At 59.5% G+C, this 22,808-nt stretch carries 21 protein-coding genes; 12 read left to right on the forward strand and 9 right to left on the reverse strand.

Annotation, left to right across the window (positions count from 1 at the left end; translation table 11 throughout):
* Nucleotides 1-283: 283 nt before the first annotated feature.
* Nucleotides 284-919, forward strand: a complete 636-nt coding sequence (catB, locus tag FGF54_RS24840) for a type B chloramphenicol O-acetyltransferase (RefSeq protein ID WP_142781507.1) — start codon at nucleotides 284-286, stop codon at nucleotides 917-919.
* Between the two features lie 93 nt (nucleotides 920-1,012).
* Here catB and FGF54_RS24845 read toward each other — a convergent pair whose 3' ends face one another.
* Complete coding sequence (locus FGF54_RS24845; protein WP_142781508.1) at nucleotides 1,013-1,339, reverse strand: tetratricopeptide repeat protein; 327 nt, start codon at nucleotides 1,337-1,339, stop codon at nucleotides 1,013-1,015.
* An 80-nt stretch (nucleotides 1,340-1,419) separates the two neighbouring features.
* Nucleotides 1,420-2,499 carry a LacI family DNA-binding transcriptional regulator gene (locus FGF54_RS24850; protein WP_142781509.1) on the reverse strand — a complete coding sequence of 360 codons (1,080 nt, stop codon included), beginning with the start codon at nucleotides 2,497-2,499 and terminating at the stop codon, nucleotides 1,420-1,422.
* Between the two features lie 237 nt (nucleotides 2,500-2,736).
* On the opposite strand from FGF54_RS24850, the gene FGF54_RS24855 reads away from it, so the two are divergent.
* The 8 genes from FGF54_RS24855 (at nucleotide 2,737) to FGF54_RS24890 (ending at nucleotide 10,975) form a co-directional block, all read left to right on the forward strand.
* The gene (locus FGF54_RS24855; RefSeq protein WP_003521644.1) at nucleotides 2,737-3,714 is read left to right on the forward strand and encodes a substrate-binding domain-containing protein; all 978 of its coding nucleotides are present in this window, start codon (nucleotides 2,737-2,739) and stop codon (nucleotides 3,712-3,714) included.
* A gap of 117 nt (nucleotides 3,715-3,831) precedes the next feature.
* Nucleotides 3,832-5,322 carry a sugar ABC transporter ATP-binding protein gene (locus FGF54_RS24860; protein WP_142781510.1) on the forward strand — a complete coding sequence of 497 codons (1,491 nt, stop codon included), beginning with the start codon at nucleotides 3,832-3,834 and terminating at the stop codon, nucleotides 5,320-5,322.
* The gene (locus tag FGF54_RS24865; protein ID WP_142781511.1) at nucleotides 5,315-6,331 is read left to right on the forward strand and encodes an ABC transporter permease; all 1,017 of its coding nucleotides are present in this window, start codon (nucleotides 5,315-5,317) and stop codon (nucleotides 6,329-6,331) included. The genes FGF54_RS24860 and FGF54_RS24865 overlap by 8 nt, the downstream gene beginning before the upstream one ends.
* On the forward strand, nucleotides 6,328-7,323 hold the full coding sequence (locus tag FGF54_RS24870; protein ID WP_142781512.1) for an ABC transporter permease: 996 nt from the start codon (nucleotides 6,328-6,330) through the stop codon (nucleotides 7,321-7,323). Before FGF54_RS24865 ends, FGF54_RS24870 begins: the two co-directional genes overlap by 4 nt.
* A 1-nt stretch (nucleotide 7,324) precedes the next feature.
* Nucleotides 7,325-8,173: a sugar phosphate isomerase/epimerase gene (locus tag FGF54_RS24875; RefSeq protein WP_142781513.1), complete on the forward strand. Its 849-nt coding sequence runs from the start codon at nucleotides 7,325-7,327 to the stop codon at nucleotides 8,171-8,173.
* 26 nt (nucleotides 8,174-8,199) lie between these two features.
* Nucleotides 8,200-8,865: a nucleoside triphosphate hydrolase gene (locus tag FGF54_RS24880; RefSeq protein ID WP_142781514.1), complete on the forward strand. Its 666-nt coding sequence runs from the start codon at nucleotides 8,200-8,202 to the stop codon at nucleotides 8,863-8,865.
* Nucleotides 8,866-8,931: 66 nt separating this feature from the next.
* Nucleotides 8,932-9,801 carry a sugar phosphate isomerase/epimerase family protein gene (locus tag FGF54_RS24885; RefSeq protein ID WP_142781515.1) on the forward strand — a complete coding sequence of 290 codons (870 nt, stop codon included), beginning with the start codon at nucleotides 8,932-8,934 and terminating at the stop codon, nucleotides 9,799-9,801.
* 178 nt (nucleotides 9,802-9,979) lie between these two features.
* Complete coding sequence (locus FGF54_RS24890) at nucleotides 9,980-10,975, forward strand: hypothetical protein (protein WP_142781516.1); 996 nt, start codon at nucleotides 9,980-9,982, stop codon at nucleotides 10,973-10,975.
* Nucleotides 10,976-11,023: 48 nt separating this feature from the next.
* Here the strand turns inward: FGF54_RS24890 and FGF54_RS24895 are convergent, their stop codons facing one another.
* From FGF54_RS24895 to FGF54_RS24915, 5 genes are all read right to left on the reverse strand, one after another.
* Complete coding sequence (locus FGF54_RS24895; RefSeq protein ID WP_168208236.1) at nucleotides 11,024-11,437, reverse strand: curlin; 414 nt, start codon at nucleotides 11,435-11,437, stop codon at nucleotides 11,024-11,026.
* Nucleotides 11,438-11,604: 167 nt separating this feature from the next.
* The gene (gene csgH, locus FGF54_RS24900) at nucleotides 11,605-12,003 is read right to left on the reverse strand and encodes a curli-like amyloid fiber formation chaperone CsgH (protein ID WP_142781518.1); all 399 of its coding nucleotides are present in this window, start codon (nucleotides 12,001-12,003) and stop codon (nucleotides 11,605-11,607) included.
* 62 nt (nucleotides 12,004-12,065) lie between these two features.
* Nucleotides 12,066-12,503, reverse strand: coding sequence for a curlin (locus FGF54_RS24905; RefSeq protein WP_035225274.1), 438 nt, complete (start codon nucleotides 12,501-12,503; stop codon nucleotides 12,066-12,068).
* Nucleotides 12,504-12,639: 136 nt separating this feature from the next.
* Nucleotides 12,640-13,449, reverse strand: a complete 810-nt coding sequence (locus tag FGF54_RS24910) for a cyclase family protein (RefSeq protein ID WP_142781519.1) — start codon at nucleotides 13,447-13,449, stop codon at nucleotides 12,640-12,642.
* Between the two features lie 173 nt (nucleotides 13,450-13,622).
* A complete protein-coding gene (locus tag FGF54_RS24915) occupies nucleotides 13,623-14,831 on the reverse strand; it encodes an MFS transporter (RefSeq protein ID WP_142781520.1) in 1,209 nt (402 codons plus the stop codon).
* A 222-nt stretch (nucleotides 14,832-15,053) separates the two neighbouring features.
* On the opposite strand from FGF54_RS24915, the gene FGF54_RS24920 reads away from it, so the two are divergent.
* Both FGF54_RS24920 and FGF54_RS24925 read left to right on the forward strand, forming a co-directional pair.
* Nucleotides 15,054-16,997: an ABC transporter ATP-binding protein/permease gene (locus FGF54_RS24920; protein WP_142781521.1), complete on the forward strand. Its 1,944-nt coding sequence runs from the start codon at nucleotides 15,054-15,056 to the stop codon at nucleotides 16,995-16,997.
* A 184-nt stretch (nucleotides 16,998-17,181) separates the two neighbouring features.
* Complete coding sequence (locus FGF54_RS24925) at nucleotides 17,182-17,994, forward strand: nickel-binding protein (protein WP_142781522.1); 813 nt, start codon at nucleotides 17,182-17,184, stop codon at nucleotides 17,992-17,994.
* Between the two features lie 42 nt (nucleotides 17,995-18,036).
* On the opposite strand, the gene FGF54_RS24930 is transcribed toward FGF54_RS24925, so the two are convergent.
* Complete coding sequence (locus FGF54_RS24930) at nucleotides 18,037-20,052, reverse strand: hypothetical protein (protein ID WP_142781523.1); 2,016 nt, start codon at nucleotides 20,050-20,052, stop codon at nucleotides 18,037-18,039.
* 146 nt (nucleotides 20,053-20,198) lie between these two features.
* Entirely contained in the window at nucleotides 20,199-21,434 is a 1,236-nt protein-coding gene (locus FGF54_RS24935) for an ROK family transcriptional regulator (RefSeq protein WP_142781524.1), read from the reverse strand.
* Between the two features lie 303 nt (nucleotides 21,435-21,737).
* Here FGF54_RS24935 and FGF54_RS24940 point away from each other — a divergent pair, with 303 nt between their 5' ends.
* A complete protein-coding gene (locus FGF54_RS24940) occupies nucleotides 21,738-22,763 on the forward strand; it encodes a substrate-binding domain-containing protein (RefSeq protein WP_035238465.1) in 1,026 nt (341 codons plus the stop codon).
* Nucleotides 22,764-22,808 lie beyond the last annotated feature (45 nt).

The following is a 22,808-nucleotide window of genomic DNA, read 5'->3' on the forward strand; positions in this document are numbered from 1 at the left end:
ACTGAAAATGCCGAATGAACGCGGACAGCGGGGAGAAATCTCCGCTGTTTTTTATGGGCCGGCGGTGCTCCGACCAGACCATTGAAGACTGGAGACATGTCTCGGCTTGGCCTTCGCCCCTTTTTGCGGTAACCAGGCAGAATGATAAAAGCCTCGAGTATCATCTGCATCTAGCTCCCGCCGCCGCGCGAGGAGCATCGAGCGAAAGGCCGACAGGCTTGGCGCTCGGCGTCGGCTTGTCTGAAGGCAAGCGAATGCGAACATATGCAGTGAGATTACTCCAATGGAAAATTACTTCGAAAGCCCGTTCCGGGGCATCACGCTTGACAAGCAGGTCAGGAGCCCGAACCTCGTGGTCGGGAAATACAGCTATTATTCCGGCTATTATCACGGCCATAGTTTTGAGGATTGCGCCCGTTATCTGCTGCCGGATGAGGGCGCGGACAGGCTGGTGATCGGAAGCTTCTGCTCGATCGGTTCGGGCGCCGCCTTCATCATGGCCGGCAATCAGGGCCATCGTAACGAGTGGATCAGCACCTTCCCGTTCTTCTTCATGCCGGAGGTGCCGGAATTCGAGAATGCCGGCAACGGCTATCTGCCGGCGGGCGATACCGTCATCGGCAACGATGTCTGGATAGGCTCGGAAGCGATCATCATGCCCGGCATCACGGTCGGCGATGGCGCCGTGATCGGAACGCGGGCGCTGGTGACGAAGAATGTCGAACCCTATGCCATCGTCGGCGGCAATCCCGCGAAAACGATCCGCAAGCGGTTCGATGACGACAGCATCGCCATGCTGCTCGAGATGAAATGGTGGGATTGGCCGGCGGCGCGGCTGAAGGCGGCAATGCCGCTCATGACCAGCGGCAATGTCGCCGAGCTTCATCGGTTCTGGCGATCCGATAAGCCGCAGCCGTAAAAACGCCCGGCCCGTTTCATGGAGGCGGGCCGGACCTTTCTCCGGGTCAGGACAGATAGTAATCCGATTTGACAATATGGGTGGAGGTTCTCGTCAACTGACACCCTTCAGGGCGCGTGACCGCAAACGTCGCAGCCGGACCTCCATCTGCCTCTTTGCCTGAATGTCGCCACGCCTGACGGCCACCGCGATGCCTTCCACCCATGCCGCAATGGCGCCGTCATCATCTCCCAGCCGTGCGCGACATTCGCCGAGTTCGGCCCAGACCGCCGAATAGTCTGGGTCCTGCCGGACGGCCTCCTGGAGATGAAGCGCGGCATCTTCGAACTGCCCGGCCACCTTGAGCGTCTTTGCGATTGAAAAGCGCAGGAGCGGACTGTCCCGTCCGTCTTCCAGCATCCTCATGAGTTTTTCGATCATCGTTGTCCCGTTGCAATGGTGAGCACCATGCAATCGGTACGACCTCAAGCGCAGTTGAGGTCAAGCGGGATTTCGCGCTATCACTTCGCCATGCGACGCAATGCAACCGGGTCCCATATGTCGTCGAGCGGGCCTTCGAGAGCGGTTCGCGGGGGGATGAGCTTCGGTTCGATGATGGTGACTTCCGGCTCGGTCCGGTTCTCTTCCAGCAGTTCGAAACCCTTTTCGAGCATCTGCGCGATATCGGGTTTAATCATATAGACCGGGAAGGGAAGGAAGGATGCGAACGGGTCGTAGTCGAAACAGCCGACAACGATGTCGCCGAAGGCCTCGCCATCATGACGCCCCATGAAACGAAGCAGGCCTTCGAAATTTATCGATGAATTGACGAAGAAACAGCGGGGGAGGCGGCCCCTGCGCTCGAAGAAACGTTCGAAGGCCAGCTCCGTCATATGCGGTGAATAGCCGGTGATCTCGATATCGTCTCCGCTTTCCGCCCCGAAATAAGCGGCCTTGGCGGCGTGGAAGCCGTCGATACGCTCGCGGCTGGCGTGGTCGTCATGACCGCCGAACAGGATGACGTCGTCAAGGCCGAGAGGCCCGCCTTTTTCCGCATGGGCAAGGATCGCCGATGTCAGTATTTCCGCACCGTGCCTGTTGTCGGAAATGACGGAGGGTACAAATTTGCCGGGAAGGTCAATATTGACATGCGGCAGTGCTGCGCGGGCGCAGACCTGGTGCACGCCGTCGGGATCGGTCGCGCCCGCAATGAAGAGGGCATCGATCGAATAGGCGATCAGGGTCTCCACGGTGCGGCGTTCTTCCTCGGGATCGCGCCGCCCGGAGACCACCATGGGCGACAGGCCGCGTTTGCGCGCCTGCCCTTCGAATGTTTGCGCCATCGATGAAAAGAACCGGTTGTCATAAATGGGCACCAGAAGCCCGACGAGACCGGATTTCGAACTCCTCAGGCCGCGGGCCTGCAGGTTGGTGGTGTAGCGATGCGCCTTGGCGAGGGAGAGAATCTTATCGGCAGTCTCCTCCGAAATCCGCCGTTTGCGCCACGATCCGTTCAACACCGCGCTCACTGTCGAGGCTGATGCGCCCGACAATATCGACAAGTCATAAATGGTGGCTTTCTTGGAAGTTATACCCGTCACTGTGATCTCCCCAACTGATTCCAATTATTAGAGCACACATCCCCTTGACGGAAGGGCGCTTCATGATATGGTTATTGCACCATCGATTGTGCAACTTGGCAATATCGATTGTGCAAGATGGTTGCTGTGGGAGTGGCAAGGGAGAGTCTCGAATAAGCGAGATGAGAAATTTTGAACGCGCCAGATGAAAATGGCTGCGGCGGGTTTCGTTTGCCTGGTTTTTTGAGGAGGAACATCATGAAGAAAATTATTGCTGCAGCGGTCGGCCTGTCGCTCGCGCTGCTCTCGTCCGCCGCCTTCGCCGAAGGGCCGAAGGTGGGCGTCGTCGTCAAGATCGGCGGCATTCCGTGGTTCAACGCCATGGAGGCCGGTATCAAGGAGCAGAGCAAGAAGCTCGGCGTTGACGGTTTCATGGTCGGCCCGACCAGCGCCGACCCGGCCCTGCAGGTCCGCGCCATCGAGGACCTGATCGCCCAGAAGGTCGATTTCATTGGCGTTGTGCCCAATGATGCAAAGGTGCTGGAGCCGGTGCTGAAAAAGGCCCAGGCCGCCGGCATCAAGGTCATCACCCATGAATCGCCCAAGCAGCTCGGCGCTGACTGGGATTTCGAACTGGCTTCCGCCAAGGGCTTCGGCGAAGCGCATGGCAAGCTGCTGGCTGAAAAGATGGGCGGCAAGGGCTCCTATGCCGTCTTCGTTGGTTCGCTTACGGTTCCGCTTCATAATGCCTGGGCGGATGCCGCCATCGCTTACATCAAGGCCAATTATCCGGACATGAAGCTCGTTGGCGATCGCTATGGCGTAGCAGAGGACCTTGACAAGAGCCGTTCGACGGCGCTTGACCTGATGTCCGCCAATGCCGATCTGAGCGGTTTCCTCGCCTTCGGTTCGCAGGGACCGATCGGCGCCGGGCGCGCCGTCGAAGAGCGACGCAAGGATGGCAAAGTCTTCGTCATCGGCCCGTTTTCGCCGGGGCAGGGCGCCAAGCTGATCAAGTCGGGGGCGCTGACGGGCGGCTTCATGTGGAACCCGAAGCAGGCTGGCGAGGTCTTCATCACGCTTGCGGATCGTATCGCCAAGGGTGAGACACCCAAGGCCGGTGACAATATCGAAGGTCTCGGCACCATCAATCCCGAGGGTAACACCATCGTCGTCGACCAGCTTTTGAAGATCGACAAGGAAAGCATCGACAAGCTCGTTTCCATGGGCCTCTGATCCTCCCCAAGGCCAAGGGCGTCGCGCGAGTTGTAATACTCGCGCGACGTTCCATCTGGAAAACATGCCGAGCGCCACGTCTGCAATGCTGCCGCGGCGAAGGAGATTTACATTATCATGAGCGCAGAACCGCTCCTGTCCCTTAAAAATGTCAAAGTCACCTTCGGCGGCGTCCGCGCCCTGAAGGGTGTTTCTTTCGAGGTCAATCCCGGTGAAGTGCATTGCCTCGCCGGCGAAAACGGCTGCGGCAAGAGCACGCTGATCAAGGTCATAACGGGCGTTTACACGCCCCAGAGTGATGCTGAACTCTATTTCGACGGCAAGCCGATAGCCACGATGACCCCAACGCTTGCGCAATCGCTTGGCATCCAGGTGATCTGGCAGGATCTGGCGCTTTTCGATGAAATGACGGTGGCTGAGAATATCGGCTTCCAGTACGCGGTGAATGGAAAATACGGGCTGGTTGACAAGCGCGCCATCGAACAGGCTGCCGAAAAGGCGCTGGCCCGTCTGGGCGTCGAGATCGATCTCGACAGGCCGCTCAAGGAACTGCCCATTGCCCAGCGTCAGATCGTGGCGATTGCCCGCGCGCTGGTCGGGGAAGCACGGCTCGTTTTCATGGACGAACCGACCGCGTCACTCACGCAGTCTGAAACGGATTACCTGATCGACATCGTCCGCAACCTGTCGGCCTCGGGTGTCGCGGTTGTCTTCGTCTCGCACCGCCTTGCGGAAGTGCTTGAGATTTCGGATCGCATCACCGTGCTGCGGGACGGCTCGCTCGTCGGTGTCTTTCCCGTTGAGGGCATGACCCAGTCACGGGTAACCGAGCTGATGACCGGCCGTAATTTCGATAGCGCCGTCATTGCCGCCGATCACGATGACAAGCCCGTCGTTCTCTCGGTGCGCGGGCTGAGCCGGGCCGGCGAGTTCGAGGATGTTTCGTTCGATCTGCGGCGGGGCGAAACGCTCGGCATTACCGGCCTTCTCGGAGCCGGTCGCACGGAACTGGCTTTGACGCTGTTCGGCATGCATCGGCCGCAATCGGGTGAAATCCTCATCGATGGAAAGAAGGTGGATTTTCATTCCAACCGCGACGCGATCCGGGCGGGCGTCGCCTATCTTTCCGAGGACCGGCTTTCGCTTGGTCTCAACCAGCCGCAATCCATTGCCGACAATCTCGTCATGGCCTCGCTCGACCGGCTGTTGAGCGGCGGCCTGATCTCACCGTCGAAAAAGGCGGATGTCGTTTCCCGCTGGATTTCGGCGCTTGGCGTCAAGATCGGCCTGCCGGAAGATCCGATCCGCACGCTTTCGGGCGGCAACCAGCAGCGTGTGGCGATTGCCAAGTGGCTGGCCATCGGCCCGAAAATCCTCATCCTCGATGCGCCGACCGTGGGGGTCGATGTCGGCGCCCGCGCCGGCATCTTCGAAATCGTCCGCAAGCTCGCCGCAGAAGGTCTCTCGATCATCGTGATCTCCGACGAAGCCCCGGAAGTTTATTTCAATACAGACAGGGTCATCCATATGGTCGAAGGCCGGTTCCACGCCACCTATGATCCGCGACGCCTGTCGCTGACCGAACTGGAGTCCGCCATCTATGCGTAGGCTCATTCTCGGACATACGACCGAATTCACGCTGCTTGTCGTCATGGTGCTGCTTTGCGCGGGACTGTCCTTCGCCACTGACCGGTTTCTCACCATCTCCAATGCCTTCGATGTGCTGAATGTCTCGGCGGTCAACATCATCTTTGCGGTCGGCCTGCTCGTGGTGCTGATCTCGGGCGGCATCGACATCTCCTTCGCGGTCGCGGCCTCCGTCGTTCAATATGTGACGGTGCTGGCGCTCAATGCGCTCGGCGGCGGCAACTGGGCGGAAGGTTTCATCATCGCCGGCGCGGTTGGCCTCAGTCTCGGTTTCGTAAACGCCTTCCTCGTCTGGCGGCTCAACATCATTTCCATCGTCGCGACCATTTCCACCTTCAACATCTTCTTCGGGCTTTTGATGTTCTTCACCAAGGGCGTGTCGATCTACGATCTGCCGGAATGGCTGTCGACGCGCGTGGTATTTTACGAACGCGAGATGCCCGATGGTTCCTGGGTAGAGCTGACACTGCCCGTCGTGGTCATGATCCTCTGCTGCTTTGCCACCTGGTTCATGATTTCCCGCACCACCGTCGGCCGCAAACTTTATGCATTCGGTGACAATCCGGAAGGCGCACGCCGCTTCGGCATCAACATCGGCGCCATGCACTATATTTCCTTCGGCTGGCTCGGTCTGATGGCGGGCATTGCCGGGCTCATGCAGGCGCACTATGCGCAGGAGGTGGTGCCGAACGCGCTTTATGGCCGCGAGCTGGATGTTCTTGCCGCAACCGTGCTTGGCGGTGCGCGGCTTGGCGGCGGCAAGGGCTCCGTCATCGGCTGTGTGCTCGGGGTGCTGATGGTGTCGATCACCCAGAACGGCCTCAACCTCATGGGCGTTTCTCCCTTTGCCTTCAAGATGATCGTCGGTGCCATCATCCTCATCGCCATCACGCTCTCTTCCACCCGCTTCGACAAGCTCCTGCCGAGCGCCTTACGGACATCCGCAAAGAAGGGGAGCGCCCAGCGATGAGCAGCCTTGTCAGGAAATTCAACGCGATTTTCGGTGCCGACATGGCCGGGCCGGTGATTGCTTTCATCGCTGTCATGCTCATTTTCGGAACCTTTGCCGATAACTTTCTCTCGCTCGCGACATTCGGTTCGGTCGCCTTCCAGCTGCCGGAACTCGGTCTGCTGACACTGGCGATGCTGCTGCCGCTGCTGACGGGCGGCATCAATCTGTCCGTCACCTTCGCCGCCAATCTTTCCGGCTTGGCCGCAGCCTGGGTGCTGCAGGCCCATGGCGGGGTGGATGCGCCGCCGAGCGTATTCCTGTTTGCCTGCCTTGCCGCACTAGCCACCGGCGGCGCTGCCGGAGCCATGACCGGGGCGGCGATTGCCTACACCCGCGCGCACCCCATTCTGGTGACGCTGTCGATGATGATTTTCCTGCGTGGCCTTGGCGAGTTTCTCACCCGTGGCGGAGACGTTTCCGGTTTCCCCGCCTATATGGCGCCGCTCGGTCACGGCACGCTTCTCGGTCTGCCGATCCCGCTTCTGATATTCATCGTCTGCGTCGGCCTCTGGCATGTGCTGCTGACGCGAACCAAGCTCGGTTTCGGCCTGTTGATGATCGGCTCGAACATCGAGGCCGCGCGTTATTCCGGTCTCAATACGCGCAAAATCCAGGTTCTCGTCTATACGCTCTCGGGTCTGATGTGTGCGGTTGCCGGCATCATCATGCTTGCCCGTTTCAACTCGGTCCGTGTCGGCCACGGGGAATCCTATCTGCTGATCACGGTGCTGGCGGCCTTTCTCGGCGGCATCAATCCGTTCGGCGGTTTCGGTCGGGTGCTGCCGGTCTTCGTTGCGCTCATCGTTTTGCAGCTCCTGTCGTCCGGCCTCAATCTTCTCGGCGCCAACCAGCATCTGGCAACGGCGCTCTGGGGCGTGCTGATGATTGTCGTCATGGCGGCGCGCGGCCTGTTTTCAAGCTACTTCGCATCTCTCAGAAAGAAGGTATGACGTGAAAGGCTTCGGTGTTCACGCAATGATGTGGTCCCTGAACTGGGACCACGAAAACGCCAGACGGTCCATCGCCGCTGCCGCGGATTACGGTCAGGATTTCATCGAGATTCCGCTCATCGATATCCCCTCCGTCGATGCAAAACACACGCGCGCCCTGCTGGAGAAATACGGTTTACGCGCCGTCTGCTCGCTGGTGCTGCCGGAGCCCGCCTGGGCGTCCTTACGTCCCGATGCGGCAATCGACCATCTGAATGCCGCGCTCGACAAGGCCGCAGAAATGGGCGCGGAGGCGCTGACGGGTGTTACCTATGGCGGCACCAATGAGCGAACCGGATTTCCGCCGACACAGGGTGAATATGACAATCTGACAAGGGCGCTCTCCAGGGCTGCCGGCCACGCAAAAACACTCGGCCTGCAATTCGGCATCGAGACTGTCAACCGCTACGAGAACCATCTGCTCAATTCCGCCGAACAGGCGGTGGGGCTGGTGGAGCGGATCGGTGCCGACAACGTCTTTATCCATCTCGATACCTTCCATATGAATATGGAGGAAAAGGGCATCGCCAATGGCATCATCGCTGCCCGCAACCATCTGAAATACATGCATATGTCGGAAAGCGACCGCGGCACGCCGGGTTGCGGCAATGTTGCCTGGGACGAGGTGTTTTCGGCGCTCGCAGCCATCGGCTTCAAGGGCGTGCTGACGCTCGAAAGCTTTGCGGCGATGCCCAAGGAGATGGCTGGCGCGATTTCGACCTGGCGGCCGGTTGCGCCCAGCGCCGATGAGGTTCTCGACAAGGGACTGACATTCCTGCGCGACAAGGCAAACCAGTACCGCATTTTCTGAAAGCACTCATTATCGGGGCGAGAACCTTGAACACTATTGACGATAATGCCCGCGAGATTGCGGACCTTGCCCTCCAGCGACTGGAAAGGTCAAAAGGCCGGCGTGTGATGATTGCGATTGCCGGTGCCCCCGGATCGGGAAAATCAACCATCGCCGAATGCGTGGTCGATGTGTTGAACGCAGGCGAAGGCGTGTCCGCCGCACTGTTCCCGATGGATGGCTTTCATTATGACGATGCCGTTCTGGAAGAGATGAAGCGCCGTCCCTTCAAGGGCGCCATCGATACTTTCGATGTCCACGGCCTGCGCCACATGCTTGAACGCCTGAAGGCCAATCAAGACGATGTCATTGCCGTCCCCGTCTTCGACCGCGCCATCGAAATCGCCCGCGCCGGCGGTCGCCTGATTCCGCAATCCGTCGATATCATCGTCTGCGAGGGTAATTATCTCCTCGCCGGCCAGTCGCCCTGGGATCGCCTCAAGCCGATCTTCGATCTCACGATTTTCGTTGATGTCGACGAGGACGATCTGCGCGCGCGGCTGCGGGACCGCTGGCGGAGCTTCGGTCTTGGCGAGGACGAGATCAACCGGAAGGTGGAGGAAAACGATCTCCCCAACGGCCGCTTCATCACATCCACAAGCACGGAGCCGGACCTTCGCATCGGAAATCCGGGAAGCAGTTCCGCGTCCTGAACCTGCCTGAAGGGCTGCGCCTCCCTATCCAAAGTCAAGCGAAACAGAAAAGCGAAAGAGACCCCCATGAAACACGGCATCTATTATTCCTACTGGGAACATGAGTGGAGCGCCAAGTTCGGCCCCTATATCGAGAAGGTCGCCAAGCTCGGTTTCGATATCATCGAAGTCGCCGCGCACCACATCAATGAATACAGCGACGCCGAACTCGCCGTCATCAGGCAGAGCGCGAAGGATAACGGCATCATCCTCACTGCCGGCATCGGCCCTTCGAAAACGAAGAACCTGTCGTCAGAGGATGCCGCGGTTCGTGCAGCCGGCAAGGCGTTTTTTGAACGTACCCTGTCCAATGTCGCCAAGCTCGATATCCACACCATCGGCGGGGCATTGCATTCCTATTGGCCGATCGACTATTCGCAGCCGGTCGACAAGGCGGGCGATTATGCGCGCGGTGTCGAAGGCATTCACGGCATTGCCGATTTCGCCAATGATCTCGGCATCAACCTGTGCATCGAAGTCCTCAACCGCTTCGAAAATCACGTGCTCAACACGGCGGCCGAAGGCGTTGCTTTCGTCAAGGATGTCGGCAAGAACAACGTGAAAGTCATGCTGGATACCTTCCACATGAATATCGAGGAAGACAGCTTTGGCGAGGCCATCCGTACGGCGGGCCCGTTGCTGGGGCATTTCCATACCGGCGAGAGCAATCGCCGCGTACCGGGCAAGGGCAGGATGCCCTGGCACGAAATCGGCCTCGCCCTTCGCGATATAAATTACACCGGTGCGGTCGTGATGGAGCCTTTCGTCAAGACCGGCGGCACAATCGGCTCCGACATCAAGGTGTGGCGCGATCTCAGCGGCGGCGCCGACCTCGCAAAAATGGACGACGATGCCCGCAATGCCCTGGCATTCTCCCGTTTCGTCCTTGGCTCCTGAATAAGCGCATTGACCGGGCGGCGGCCATCTGTCGCCCGGTTAACACCGAAAAATGTCCCAGCAGATCGCTGGCTTGTCCCGCTCGCTATCCCCATAGTTGAAAAGACAACCGCTTGTGGGCTAAAGCTCTGATGTCTCTTCAGGATCAAAAACGATCCGCCCAAGACCATTGGTTTGCATGATCCCTGTCGCACTCCCCTCCGTCGAAGCGCTGCTTCTCCTTGCTTTCTTGCTCATCACGACCCTCATATGGATCGTCTGGACGCTCTCGCTGTTCGTTCGATATATGGCAGGCCGCTGGAAGCGCCCGATGATCCTGCCCTATGGGCTCGTAACCGTCGTCGCGCTTTTCACGCTCTTTCGGTTCGGTGATTTTTATCTCCAGATGCGCGCCTATGACAAAGAGAGGGCGGCAAGCCATCGGCCGGAACTGCTCGAGCTGGCGCGCCTTGGCCAGATCGATATGCCCAAGGGCACGAAACTCGAACTGGCCATTGCGAATAATAGGGAGGCCTTCGACCGGGCCGTGTTTCCGCATCCCGTGCGGGTGGCGGATATCGATGCCGTCGAAATCACCCGTTATATCTCGATAAAAACCAACGAGAATTATGAAACGGTGGGCTTTACCCCGCAGACCATGCGGATTACCGGCAACGGCGTGACCACCCAGAGCGGCTGGCGCTGCGACGCGACGCAACCGGTGGAGTTCGATCTTTCGCCCGATGGCGGCATATCCGCTTTCAGCAACTGCACTCTTTCCGATGGCAATGTTGTCGACGGCATCACCCTGCCGAAAGGCACGTCCCTGCGTGCCTCCACCGGCAATGTCTATACCGATGGCTTCGTCGATTCCGATAGATGGGTTCTCGACACGGCTAAGGACCAGACCGTTCACATCGACAGTTTCGATCTTTCCGAGGCGACGCTTGCCCTTGATGCAGAGCGAAAACTCCACGAGATCAAAAGAGGTGTCCTGTCAAAAGACGCAACGCTCGGGACGCTTCACCATGCCGCCGGAACCAATATTCGCTACAATCCCCGGCATCTTCGCAACGACTATCCCGGCGCGTGGTTGATAATTCCGCCTCTGCCCACTGCCGATACTCCACCGGTGCCGTCGCATGATATCGTGCAGGGCAGGGACGGAAAGGTTCTGTCCGTTCTCCAGAATTGATCCCGCGCGGCGGCGAGGTGCCGTGGGCATGGCAGTTCGATAATTGTCTCACCAGCCATAGCTGAAGGTCAGGCCGCTGCTATTGTCTCCATCCTGCACCACATTGGTTTGCGTGTTGCGGCCATACTGGAAAATGCCATAGGCGTTGTTGTTGCCATTCTGCTGCAATGTTGCGGCATGGCCGTTGCCCCGTTGCCGGATGAAGCCGAGATTGCCGCCGCCGTTCTGGGCGATGCCGGCGGCGTTGCCACGGCCGAGCTGCCGGATATCGGCATCCTTCAGGCCACGGTACAGCGAATATGCGCGCAGCCCGGTGGAAAGAAGATCTCCATCCGCTGTATTGCCCGGTGCGAGGTCGAATGAAATCCGGCCGCCGGCCTGAGCGGGTGCGGAAAACCCGATTGGCGCGAGGCTGCCGACAAGCGCAGTAATGGTAAGAAGTTTCAATAGGTTGTTGGTCATTCTTATCTCCATCTGTCAGCCTCTTGCCGATGATCCACCGTCGCATTTCGCAACTGAACCAGACCGGAATTGCCCATTCACATGTCGTTCAGCGGTTCGGCACGATCAAAAGAAAAGGGCGCCGAAACCGGTGCCCTTTCTGGTGAAATATACGACATGACGACAGCCTAATCGCCGCCAATCTGCTTCGTGCAACTGAAGCTCCTGCCATCGATCACGAGATCGAGCACGGCCTTGTAGCGGGCTCCCTTCGCATCGAGCGTCACAGAACTCAGCAGTTGCGAACGTCCGGCAGCGGCGTCGAAGTCGCCGCCCTGATTGATGACGGAACTCCCGCCGCCGCTCGATTTTTCGACGTGAAAGGAGTAGGCCCCGCGGCCACCGGCGTCACCCTTCGTGACGGCCTCCAGCCTTACCATGCCGGCCTGCGGTGTTGCCGTGATCTCGCAACGCTGTCCTTCGGCCGGTTCCTTTGCAGTCGATATGGCCGCAACGGCGCCGAAAGGAAGCAGGGCCATTGCAAGGATCGCCGCCAGACGGCGCGGATGTCTGAGGGTATGGGGCATGGCTCGTCTCCCTGACGATCTGATATTTCGATCTCGACGCGTTTTACCTCATCGCGGGCTGCTTAAGGGCAGGCCTGCACGAAGGCCGCGACATTGTCGTTGCCGCCCTGGCTCACATTGGCGCTGCAGCCACGGCCCACCTGAACACCGGCTGCGATATTGCCGTTGCCGTCCTGGGTGAGGATGGTGGTGTGGTTGGAGCCGAATTGCCCAATGCCGGCCACGTTGCGGCTGCCGTTCTGATAGGTGGAGCCGTAATTATCATGCCCCTCCTGACCGACGGCCGAAAGGTTTTGGCGACCATATTGATGGCCGACAATCCGGTTGTAACCGCCGTTCTGGTAGGTGCGGATCCGGTTACCATAACCTTCCTGCGCGCCACCGGCAGAGTTGGACCAGCCATATTGTTCGATGCGCACATCGTTGGCCATGGCGGGCGCCGCGGCAGCGATGCCAACGAGAGCAACGAGTGCACTTGCAATAAAAGACTTCCGGATCATGACTGTGTCTCCTCAGGCGGATAGGACCGCGGTTGAACGTCTTTGTTTTAGACGGTCCCGTTGGAACGGAAGCTGAAGAGATTATTCAGTCGTAGTTCATTCGGCCGCATTGTCGTTGCGGCGCTGTGCGCCGGTATCAGACCAGGGCCAGAATACGGGCTGGGCCGCCCGTTCCGCCGCGGTGTGCCGGCGCGCCGACGATTATGGTCGCTCCCTTGACCGGCAGAGCCTCAAGGTTGTTCAGCCCTTCGATGCCGTAGCGCCCCGCCGGGAGCCAGGAATTGTGAACCGCGAAATCTGCGGAGTTGCCGGGATCCAGCGAAAGCGTGTCGACACCAATGGCGACGGTGTCGAGCTTGAGCAGAAGGTCGGTCGCCGATTTGCCGAAACCGGGAAAGGCGAATTTTCCAGCGTCGTCATTGCGGAATGAGGGGCTCTTCACTTTGGGTGCCCAGCCGGAGCGCAGAGCCACGATTGCACCTGCCGGGATGTCGCCATTCGCAGATATCCAGCGTTCGATGTCTTCGGCTTCAATGGTGGAATTGGCATCGTCTTTGGCGCGGTCGGTGATGTCGACGATGACAAGCGGCGCGACAAGTTTCTGCGGCTCCAGTTGGTCGACGCTCGCGCCATCCGCGCTGAAGTGGAAAGGCGCATCGATATGGGTGCCGGTATGTTCGTAGATGGTGAGTTTGTGGAGCTGATAGCCGTCCTTGGCGATCTCCGCTGCCCACTCATATTCTATGCCCGGTTTGCCATCGAATGTGGGAAATGTGGAATCATAGGTATGGGTGAGATCAACGACCTGCCGGGGCGATTGCGCCAGCACCGGGGCCGCCAGGCTGCCCGCCGTCATGGCCGTTAAACCGGCCACGGCGCCCTTGAACAGCAGGCGTCGTGACAGCATGTTCCGTTTTACGTTCTCGATCACGCAGTTGTTGCACATGCCTCAGTCCCTCCATTGAGAAATCCCTGTTCTCAAGCGTAGCGCAAAGGTGGAGTGACGCAAGGCAGGACCTGCCCCAATTTTTAACCTGTTGCAGGTGGCGGCTCTGGAAATTCGCCGCTCATCCGGTTGCCGCGGGCGTCATGTCGCCCGCGGCCCAGGAATGGTAGGGATCAGTCGCGACGCTGCACGACGGCGAGTGCGACCGTCAATGTGGCAAGGACGGCAGTGAGAGCGAGCGGCGCGGTCGCACCGTAGGAGTCAACGATGTAACCGCCGAGCACCGCGCCAATGCTGATCGCCACCTGGAAAGATACCACCATCAGGCTGCCGGCTGCCTCCAGAGCATCGGGTGCACCACGGGAGAGGTTTGTCGGCAGCACGACCGGCCCCATGCCGAATGCAAGGCCCCAAAGTGCGACGAGAGCAAAAGCCGCACTAGTATGAGCGCCCCAGATAACGAGAGCGATCGTCGCAAATGCCGTCACCGCGGCAGTGACGATGAGAGCAGCGCGGATACTGGCGTCAGCCATCCGGCCCCCGACGACATTGCCGATCACGGAGGCAACGCCAAAGCCGAGCAGGGCGAGTGCAATCGGCGTGGTGTCAAGAAGCGTGACCTTTTCGAGGAAGGGACGCACATAGACCGAGCCTGCAAAATGCCCCGTCATCAGCAACAGGATGGCAAGCATACCGAGCTGAACGCTGCGGCGCCGCGTCAATCCAAGGACATCGGAAAGACTGTTGCTTGTACTTGCCGGCAGCGACGGCAGGCTGAGTACCTGCAACAGCATGGCAATGACGGCAAGTCCCGCCGTCATCGACATGGCGATGCGCCATCCCAGCCAGTCGCTGATCAGGGCGCCCATCGAAGGAGCAGCGATGGTGGCGAGTGAAACGCCGAGGGTGACGATAGCCATGCCGCGCCCGGTCGAGTTTGCGCCGACAAGCCGCGCCACAACGGCAACCGACAGCGCCCAGAAACCGCTGAGCGCAATACCTAGCCCGGCGCGGCCCAACAGCAATAACCAGAAATCGGCGGCAACCGATGCCAGAACGTTGGAGGCGATAGCCAGCGCGCTAAGACCGACAAGCACTGTCTTGCGGTTCATTCTGCCGATCAGAACATTGCTCAACAGAGCCGTCACCGCGCCTACGGAGGCGGTTGCGGTGACGACTTGCCCGGCTGTCCCTTCAGTAATGCCAAGATCGCGCGCCATGGGCGTCAACAGGCCCGCGGGCAGGAACTCGGCAGATACCAGCGCAAAGCTGGTGGCCGCCATGGAAAGAACGGCGAACCAGGTCGCGGCCGTCCATGCGGGTTCTTCTGTGGTCTCCAGGGGGATAGCTACCCCATCAAACTGCGATGTCGTGTCCGTCATGACGTCTCTCCTTGAGTTGAGAGAGTTTTAGACGGTTTTCTCCGGATGATATGTATCTAAAAATCCGAATTTCATGCCTATTCCTCCAAAATTTGTGCATCGCACAACGTTCGTCGCGCCGTTCGCGTGACGAGGATGCCTTTGCATCGACCGGGCCGGTTCCGCCAACCGGAAACTGTTTCGGGCCGGCAACTTTTCAAACCGTCATCCGTTTATGCATCCATGACCGATGCTGACGCAAAACCGAACCCGATCGATGGCACCGGCCAAAAGGGTGCAGAGAATGTTCATGCCAACGACGCACCCGATGATCCTCTTCCGCCGGAGGAGTTAGAGCCCGCTTCGGGTTTGACGCCGCAGCAGGCCGAAGAGGCGCGCAAGCGATATCTTCTGAAGCGCTTTTTGATCAGCGCGCGGGGTTTCTGGAGCCGCCGTGGGGATGGGCTTGCCTGGCCGTTCTCCATCGGGCTTCTGGCGATGATCGGCGTCAATGTCGGTTTTCAATATGGCATCAACGTCTGGAATCGCGGGATTTTCGATGCGATTGAAAAACGGGATGCGTCGACGGTCTACTTTCTCGCTTCCATATTCCCGCCGCTGGTTCTCGGAAGCGTTTTCATCGTGACCTCGCAGGTTTACGTCAGAATGCGCATTCAGCGGCGCTGGCGGTCGTGGCTGACCAAGGTGCTGGTCTCACGATGGATTGCAAATGGCCGCTATTATCAGCTCAACCTGATCGACGGCGACCATCAAAATCCGGAGGCGAGGCTGTCGGAAGATATGCGGATCGCCACCGAGGCGCCCGTGGATTTCGTGGCGGGCGTCATTGCCGCCTTCGTGTCGGCGTCCACCTTTATTGTCGTCCTGTGGACGATTGGCGGCGCACTGACGCTGCCGATCGGCGGGGTATCGGTCACCATACCCGGCTTTCTTGTGATTGCGGCGGTGATCTATGCGCTCATCACATCGAGTTCCATCGCGTTGATCGGCCGGAACTTCGTCCGGGTCTCCGAGGTCAAGAACCAGCTGGAGGCGGAATTCCGTTACACGCTCACCCGTGTCCGGGAAAACGGGGAGAGCATCGCCCTGCTTGGCGGCGAAGAGGAGGAGCGAAGCGACCTCGACAGGAGGTTCCGCAATGTCCGGCACCAATGGAAGCAGATGGCGCAGCAATATATGCGCACCACGGTCGTGTCGCATGGATCGATGTTGATCGCGCCCGTTGTTCCGCTTCTTCTCTGCGCGCCCAAATTTCTCGATGGAAGCATGTCCCTCGGTCAGGTCATGCAGGCGGCATCCGCTTTCACCATCGTTCAATCCGCCTTCGGCTGGCTGGTCGACAACTATCCCCGGCTGGCGGACTGGAATGCCTGCGCACGCCGCGTTGCCTCCCTGATGATGTCGCTTGACGGGCTGGAGCGGGCCGAACAGAGCGATAAGCTCGGCCGGATCGTGCGCGGTGAAACGGAAGGCGAAACGATGCTCAGCCTCAAGGATGTCTCGGTGTCGCTCGGTGACGGCACGGCCGTCGTCAAGGAGACCGATGTGGAAATCGGGCGGGGAGAAAGAGTGCTCGTCGCAGGCGAGTCCGGATCCGGCAAAAGCACGCTCGTTCGGGCGATTGCGGGCCTGTGGCCATGGGGCGGGGGCAGCGTCAGTTTTCGGGCCGGCAGCCGGCTTTTCATGTTGCCGCAGCGGCCATATGTTCCCTCCGGCACCCTTCGCCGGGCGGTCTGCTATCCGCAGGCGGCCGAGAGCTGGACTTTCGAAGAGATAGGGGAGGCTCTCGACAAGGTCGGTCTCGGCCATCTCAAAGACAAGGTGGAGGAGGAGGCGCCGTGGGACCAGACGCTGTCGGGCGGTGAAAAACAGCGGCTGACCTTTGCCCGCCTGTTACTGAACGACCCGGATATCATCGTTATGGACGAGGCGACCGCGGCTCTCGACGAAAAAAGCCAGGACAGGATGATGCAGACGGTGATCGATGAATTGCCCGAGGCCACCATCATCAGCGTGGCGCATCGTGCCGAGCTGGAGGCCTTCCATAGCCGGAAGATAACCCTGGAACGCCGGGAGGGCGGCGCAAAGCTGGTCAGCGATATCCACCTCATTCCCCGTAAAGCCCGATCCCGTTCCTTGCTTCGGCGCATGGTCAAACGCAGGTAAGTCGCTGCGGCTGTCGGGAATGCTTGCAGGCATGCAGCCTCCAAAATTCTAACGCGAACGAATATCGCCCTTTCCGGTGTTCCCGCCTTGTGCGGCGTCACCCGTAAGAACGATAGACGGCAATTCGGCGAAGTCATAAAATGGCTGGCAGAGGAGGCAACGATATACTCTTGGGAGGAAACCAATGCCTATCTTCATGGACCGGCACGAGCTTGCCGGCGTTTCCGCTGCGGATATCGCCGCAGAACATCTTAAAGATCTCAACATCCAGGATCGGTACGGCGTCAGGTTTTTGACCTACTGGTTCGATGAAAGGCGCGGTACGGCCTTTTGCCTTATGGACGCTCCGGACGCTGAAACCGCGCAATGCGTGCATCGCGAAGCGCACGGGTTCGTCGCCAGCGAGGTGGTGGAAGTCGCGCTGTCGGCGGTGGAAGCGTTTCTCGGGCGAATACAGGATCCGGTAGCGCCCGGGGCCGCCTCGAAAAATATGGACCCCGGCCACCGCGCGATCCTTTTCACGGACATCGTCGGTTCAACCGAAATGACGGCTCGCCTCGGCGATCGCATGGCAGCGGAACTCATCCGGGCACACGATGCGCTTGTGCGCGGTTGTCTGGGGCGGCGCTCGGGACGGGAGGTCAAGCATACCGGGGATGGCATAATGGCCGTGTTCTCCTCCACGCCATTTGCCGTGGACTGCGCCATCGATATCCAGCGCGAGTTCCATCGTTACAACAGCGACAGGGGCGAGCCCATCCACATCCGTATCGGTCTGGATTGCGGGGAGCCTATCGAAGACAGCAATGATTTTTTCGGCACGACAGTGCAGTTGGCGGCAAGGCTTTGCGCCGCTGCCGAGAGCGATCAGATCCTGATATCGGACAAGACTTTTCAGGAATATGGCGGCGCCGATGTCCTCGTGCATGGCGATCGTTACAGGCTGAAAGGCTTTGCCGAGCCGGTGCTGGCCTATAGTTGCGAGTGGCTGCACTAGCTACGGCTTGTGCAGCCACCGAAGGGGCAGAAATCGCCCGATTTATTCGGCCGTCGCCTGAATGTCGACCTTGTCGAGAAGCCCCATCGGATTGTCGGAGGCGGCGACCAGATCGAAAATACCGAGGCCGTTTGCGCCGGTGGATTTGACCGTTACCGTCAGGGTCCCGGGTTTGCTGATGAACTGGACGAGCGCTTCCACGGCGTTTTGCAGCTTCGGCTGTTCAGCTGCCACCTGCGGCAGCATCATGCTCGCCACCAGAGTCAGAGTGGCGCGTACCTGATCTTCCGTCATGTCGTTCTGCAGGGCATAAAGCTTGATCGCCTTGGCCATCAAACCTTCGTCCTTGATCGTGAGCTTCACTTCGCGGCCGGCAAGCCCGAAGAGCGCCGCCTGCGCGCGATTGACGTCGAAGGAGAAGAATTCTTCGGTAAAGCCGCTTACCAGACCGGCAAAATTGACGCTGCCGAAATCCTTGCTGCTGAGCGAGATATCGCGGATCACCAGATTGCTGTTCGGTTCGTCCCAGCCGGCGGCGAGACCATAAGAGAAGGCCAGCGTTTCGAGACCCAGTTTGCGGGCTTCGACGAAAACCTCTTCCGTCGAGTCCGCCGGGATCGGAAGCGTGAGCTCGTCCTGCCTGATCTCGATATCGGTCGGAATGCCGTTGAAGGGCTTGGTCAGCCCCATCTCGAAATTCTTGAGTGAGAATTTGATGCGTTCCGGCGTGCTGGCCGTTTCTTCCGCCGTCTCCTCCTCCGGCTTTTCCGGCGCGGCGATGTCGACGTTGATGCCGCCGAGGCGCACCCGGCCAAGTTCCGGTATCAGGCGATTGAACTGGAAGGTCTCCATCTGCGTCTCGTCGAGCGCGATGATCTCGGAGATTCCCTTGAGCGTCGAACTCCAGTCGAAGCCCTTGAGGCTTGCTTCCGCGACTTCGATCCTGCCGTCGCCGTCTCCGATCGACATGCCATTTATGCCGAAGTCGAGCTTGCGGCTGTCCATCTGCATGTCGATGCGGTCGATGGTGGCCTTGACCCTTTTGCCGGCCGCTCCCTCTTTTTCATCCGGCGCATCGACCTTGAAGCCGATGAGCTGCATGTTGCTCTTGCCGAACATGTCGAGAATGGACACGACCTTTGCGAAAAGCGCCTGCCGTTCCTCCGGTGGAAGCTGGTCGGGATCTTTGGTCGCCGTCAGTGCTTTCAGGGTCTCCAGCAGCGGTTCGGATGGCATGCGGGCGGTAAAGCCGTCGCTGCGGATTTCATCGTAGCTGAAATGACCGTCTCCTTCAGAGAAGGAAACTGCCTTGACGGAGAGCGGCCCGTAGAGCGGCTTCGCTTCCTTGTCGTCCGGGCCGGCCTTTTCCGTATAGAGCCGGGCGAGATAAGCGACGTCGATGTCCTGGCCGGCGATCGCGCCGGTCGACACGACCATATGCTTGTCCTTCATCGCGCCGTCGCTGTCGGGAAGCTGCATCTTGATGTCGTAGCTGCCATTGTCGATAGAGTATCGGGCAATGCGGCCGCCGGCGATCTCAGAGAGAGCCAAGTTCCTGTAAAGGGTCTTCTGCTCGGTGGTTGCGACGGACTGGGTAAACGTCACCTCCGGCGTGGAGATGCTTGTCGCCGCGAAGCGCTCGATGCGCCGGGGCAGGGAGCCGCCGTTTCCTTCCGCCTGTGCCGGCTTTTCGAATGCGGCATTCTCGACGCGGGCCTGCGCCATCGAGATCTTTCCGGTCGGCACATCGATGTCGATGGTGTTCATGTCCAGCGCGCCGTCCAAAAACGGAAGTTTCGGACGTCCGTCGATAGCCGCGATCTTGATATTCCTGCCCTCTTCAAGCGGCAGCGTCAGATCGCGAACATGAATTTTCCCGAGAAAATCGACCTCGATGGAAGTGGCCGTCGCACCGCTGCGGGCAACGAGTTCTTTCACCTTTGCTTCGTAGAAGGTCTTGCCGCCGATGACGCCTGCGGCAGCAACGGCAATAATCGCAACCGCCGCCCAAAGCGCCCTGCGCCGACCCTTGCCGGTCTGGATGTTTTCCTGTTCCACGAAGTGAGTCCTCTCTAACGAACTGATATTGGCCGCCTTTTAAGCACGCAAAAGTTGCTTAGCAAGTGGTCATTGCCAGTTGGTTCTTTGCGTGGGAAATCTTGACGGAGAGGAGGTGTCGGGTAATCCGAAGTGCTGGCTGGCCTCTACCTGGGCTGCGCACCATGGCGCAACATCACCATTTCGACATTCTGTGCCTTCATCTGTTCTTCAACCACAAGAATGGCGGCGCCCATGATGCCTGCGTCCGGGTCCGGGGGCGAGATCACCAGTTCCAGCTCCCTCGTCGCCAGGGGGAGCGAGCGCTTGTAGACCAGCTCGCGTATGCCGGCCAGAAGGTGGTCGTTGGCGATGGCCAGTGTCCCGCCGATCACGATCATCTGCGGGTTCAGGATGCTGACGAGGCTTGTCATGACCTCGCCGAGAATGCGGCCGGATTCCCTGACGAGGTGAATGGCAAGCGGCTGGCCAAGTTCGACCAGCCGGGTCACGTCGCGGGCGGTGTGCGCCTCGATGCCCTCTTTGCGCAATTCGCGTGCGATTGCCCAGCCGGCGGCGCGCGCTTCGACGCAGCCGATCTTGCCGCAGCGGCAGAGCGGCGCGGGTTCACGCGCGAACTGGATATGGCCGATATCGCCCGCCGCACCTTGCGCACCGCGATAAAGGCGGCCTTCCGTAATGATGCCGCTGCCGATGCCCGTCCCGACCTTGACGAATACCATCTCGCTCACATTCGTCCGTCGCTGTCGATGGTCGCTCAAGGCCAGAAGGTTCACGTCGTTTTCGGCGTAGACGGGAACACCGAATCTTTCTTCAAGATGTTGCCTGATTTCGAAATTGTCCCACCCGACCATCACGGAAGGACCGACGACCCGGCCGTTGGCGTAGTCGACAGGCGCAGGCAGGCCTATGCCGATGCCCAGCACATCGGCGGTTGTTTTGCCGATCTTCGATAAAAGCGCCTCGAACTGCTCTTCGATCCAGTTGAGAACCACAGCGGGGCCGCGCAGAATATCGAATGTTTCCGAGATTTCCGTCAGGATTCGCGGCTGCAGGTCGGTGACGGCGACGCGGATATGCTGCTCACCGATATCGGCGGAGAGGACGACGGCGAAGTCGCGGTTGAGATCAAGGGCGCGCGTGGGGCGTCCGCCGCTCGGAAGCGTTTCCTCCGTCTCGCGGATCAACCCCGCATCGATCAGGCCTGCGAGTTTCTGGTGTACAGTCGCGCGCGAGAGGCCGGAAAGTTCGGTCAGGGCGCTGCGCGAACGGGCGCGACCCGAACCGACGAGCGACAAGAGCGCCGCGCTTGCCTTGATCGCGTTGAGATCGCCCTGCCACTCGCGAGGGGTAGATCCTTGTCCGGAGGTTGTGCTTGCCATTGCCGGTTTCCGTTCCTCACAGCGTCTTTTAGTGTCTGGCATGCGGCCGCGTGCCTGACGAGACTGCTTACCAACATTTGGTAGAAAATCCCCTTATAATCCGAAATTTCCGATATTGCTCCTGATATATGTATAAAAAAATACAAAATGGTAATTAGATAATGTTGACAGTATTCATAATTGCGGTCAGTAATAATCGTGCCAAGACGGATTACGTCCTCCGGATGGGAGGGAGCGCTTGGTAATCTGGGAGGATTTCAAATGAAGTTTTTTGAGAAACCCGCTTCTGCGGGCAGTTTTGCCATGTCCGGACGTCTCGGCGCCGCAGCGCTCGCTCTGGGGGTAAGCCTTGCCTTCATTCCCTTGAACGCGCAGGCTGAAGACATCCTTATCGGCGTCATCACCAAAACCGAAGCCAATCCCTTCTTTGCCAAGATCCGCGAAGGCGCGACCTTGAAGGCCAAGGAACTGGGTGGTGTGAAAATCCAGAGTTTCGCCGGCAAGTTCGACGGTGACAATGAAAGTCAGGTGGCTGCCGTCGAAAACCTGATCTCTGCCGGTGCAAAGGGTATTCTGATGGTGGCGAGCGACACCAAGGCGGTGGTGCCGGTGGTGGAGCAGGCCCGCAAGGCGGGTATCCTCGTCATCGCGCTCGATACGCCGCTCGAACCCGCCGATGCCGCCGATGCGACCTTTGCGACCGACAATTTCAAGGCGGGTGAACTGATCGGTTCCTGGGCCGCCAAAACGGTCGGCGATGCTTCCAAGGCCAAGGTCGCCTTTATCGATGCGCTCGAAAACCAGCCGACGGTGGATGTCGCTCGCGATCAGGGCTTCATGAAAGGTTTCGGCATCGATCCCAAGGATGTGACGCGTTATCTGGATGAGGACGATGCGCGCATCGTGGGCCACCAGTGGGGGCAGGGATCGGAAGAGGGCGGCCGCACCGGCATGGAAACGCTTCTCCAGAAAGACAGCGATCTGAATGTGGTCTACACCATCAACGAGCCGACCGCGGCCGGCGCTTATGAGGCGTTGAAGGCCACCGGCAAGCAGGACTCCGTCATAATCACCTCGGTGGATGGCGGTTGCCCCGGCGTTAAAAACGTGAAGGCGGGCGTCATCGGCGCAACGTCGATGCAATATCCGCTCAAGATGGCGTCGCTTGGAGTCGAGGCGATCGTCGAATATGTGAAATCCGGGAAGAAGCCCGAAGCCAGCCCCGGCCTGCCGTTCTTCAACACCGGCGTCACGCTCGTCACCGACAAGCCGGTTGCCGGCGTTGACTCGATCACTTCCGATGAAGCGCTGAAGGCCTGCTGGGGCTGAGCTGCCTTTGACGCCCCGTCCTCTCTAAGGCGCGGGGCGTCACTC

The sequence above is a fragment of the Agrobacterium sp. T29 genome (assembly GCF_006970545.1).
In the GTDB taxonomy this organism is placed as follows: Bacteria; Pseudomonadota; Alphaproteobacteria; order Rhizobiales; family Rhizobiaceae; genus Agrobacterium; species Agrobacterium leguminum.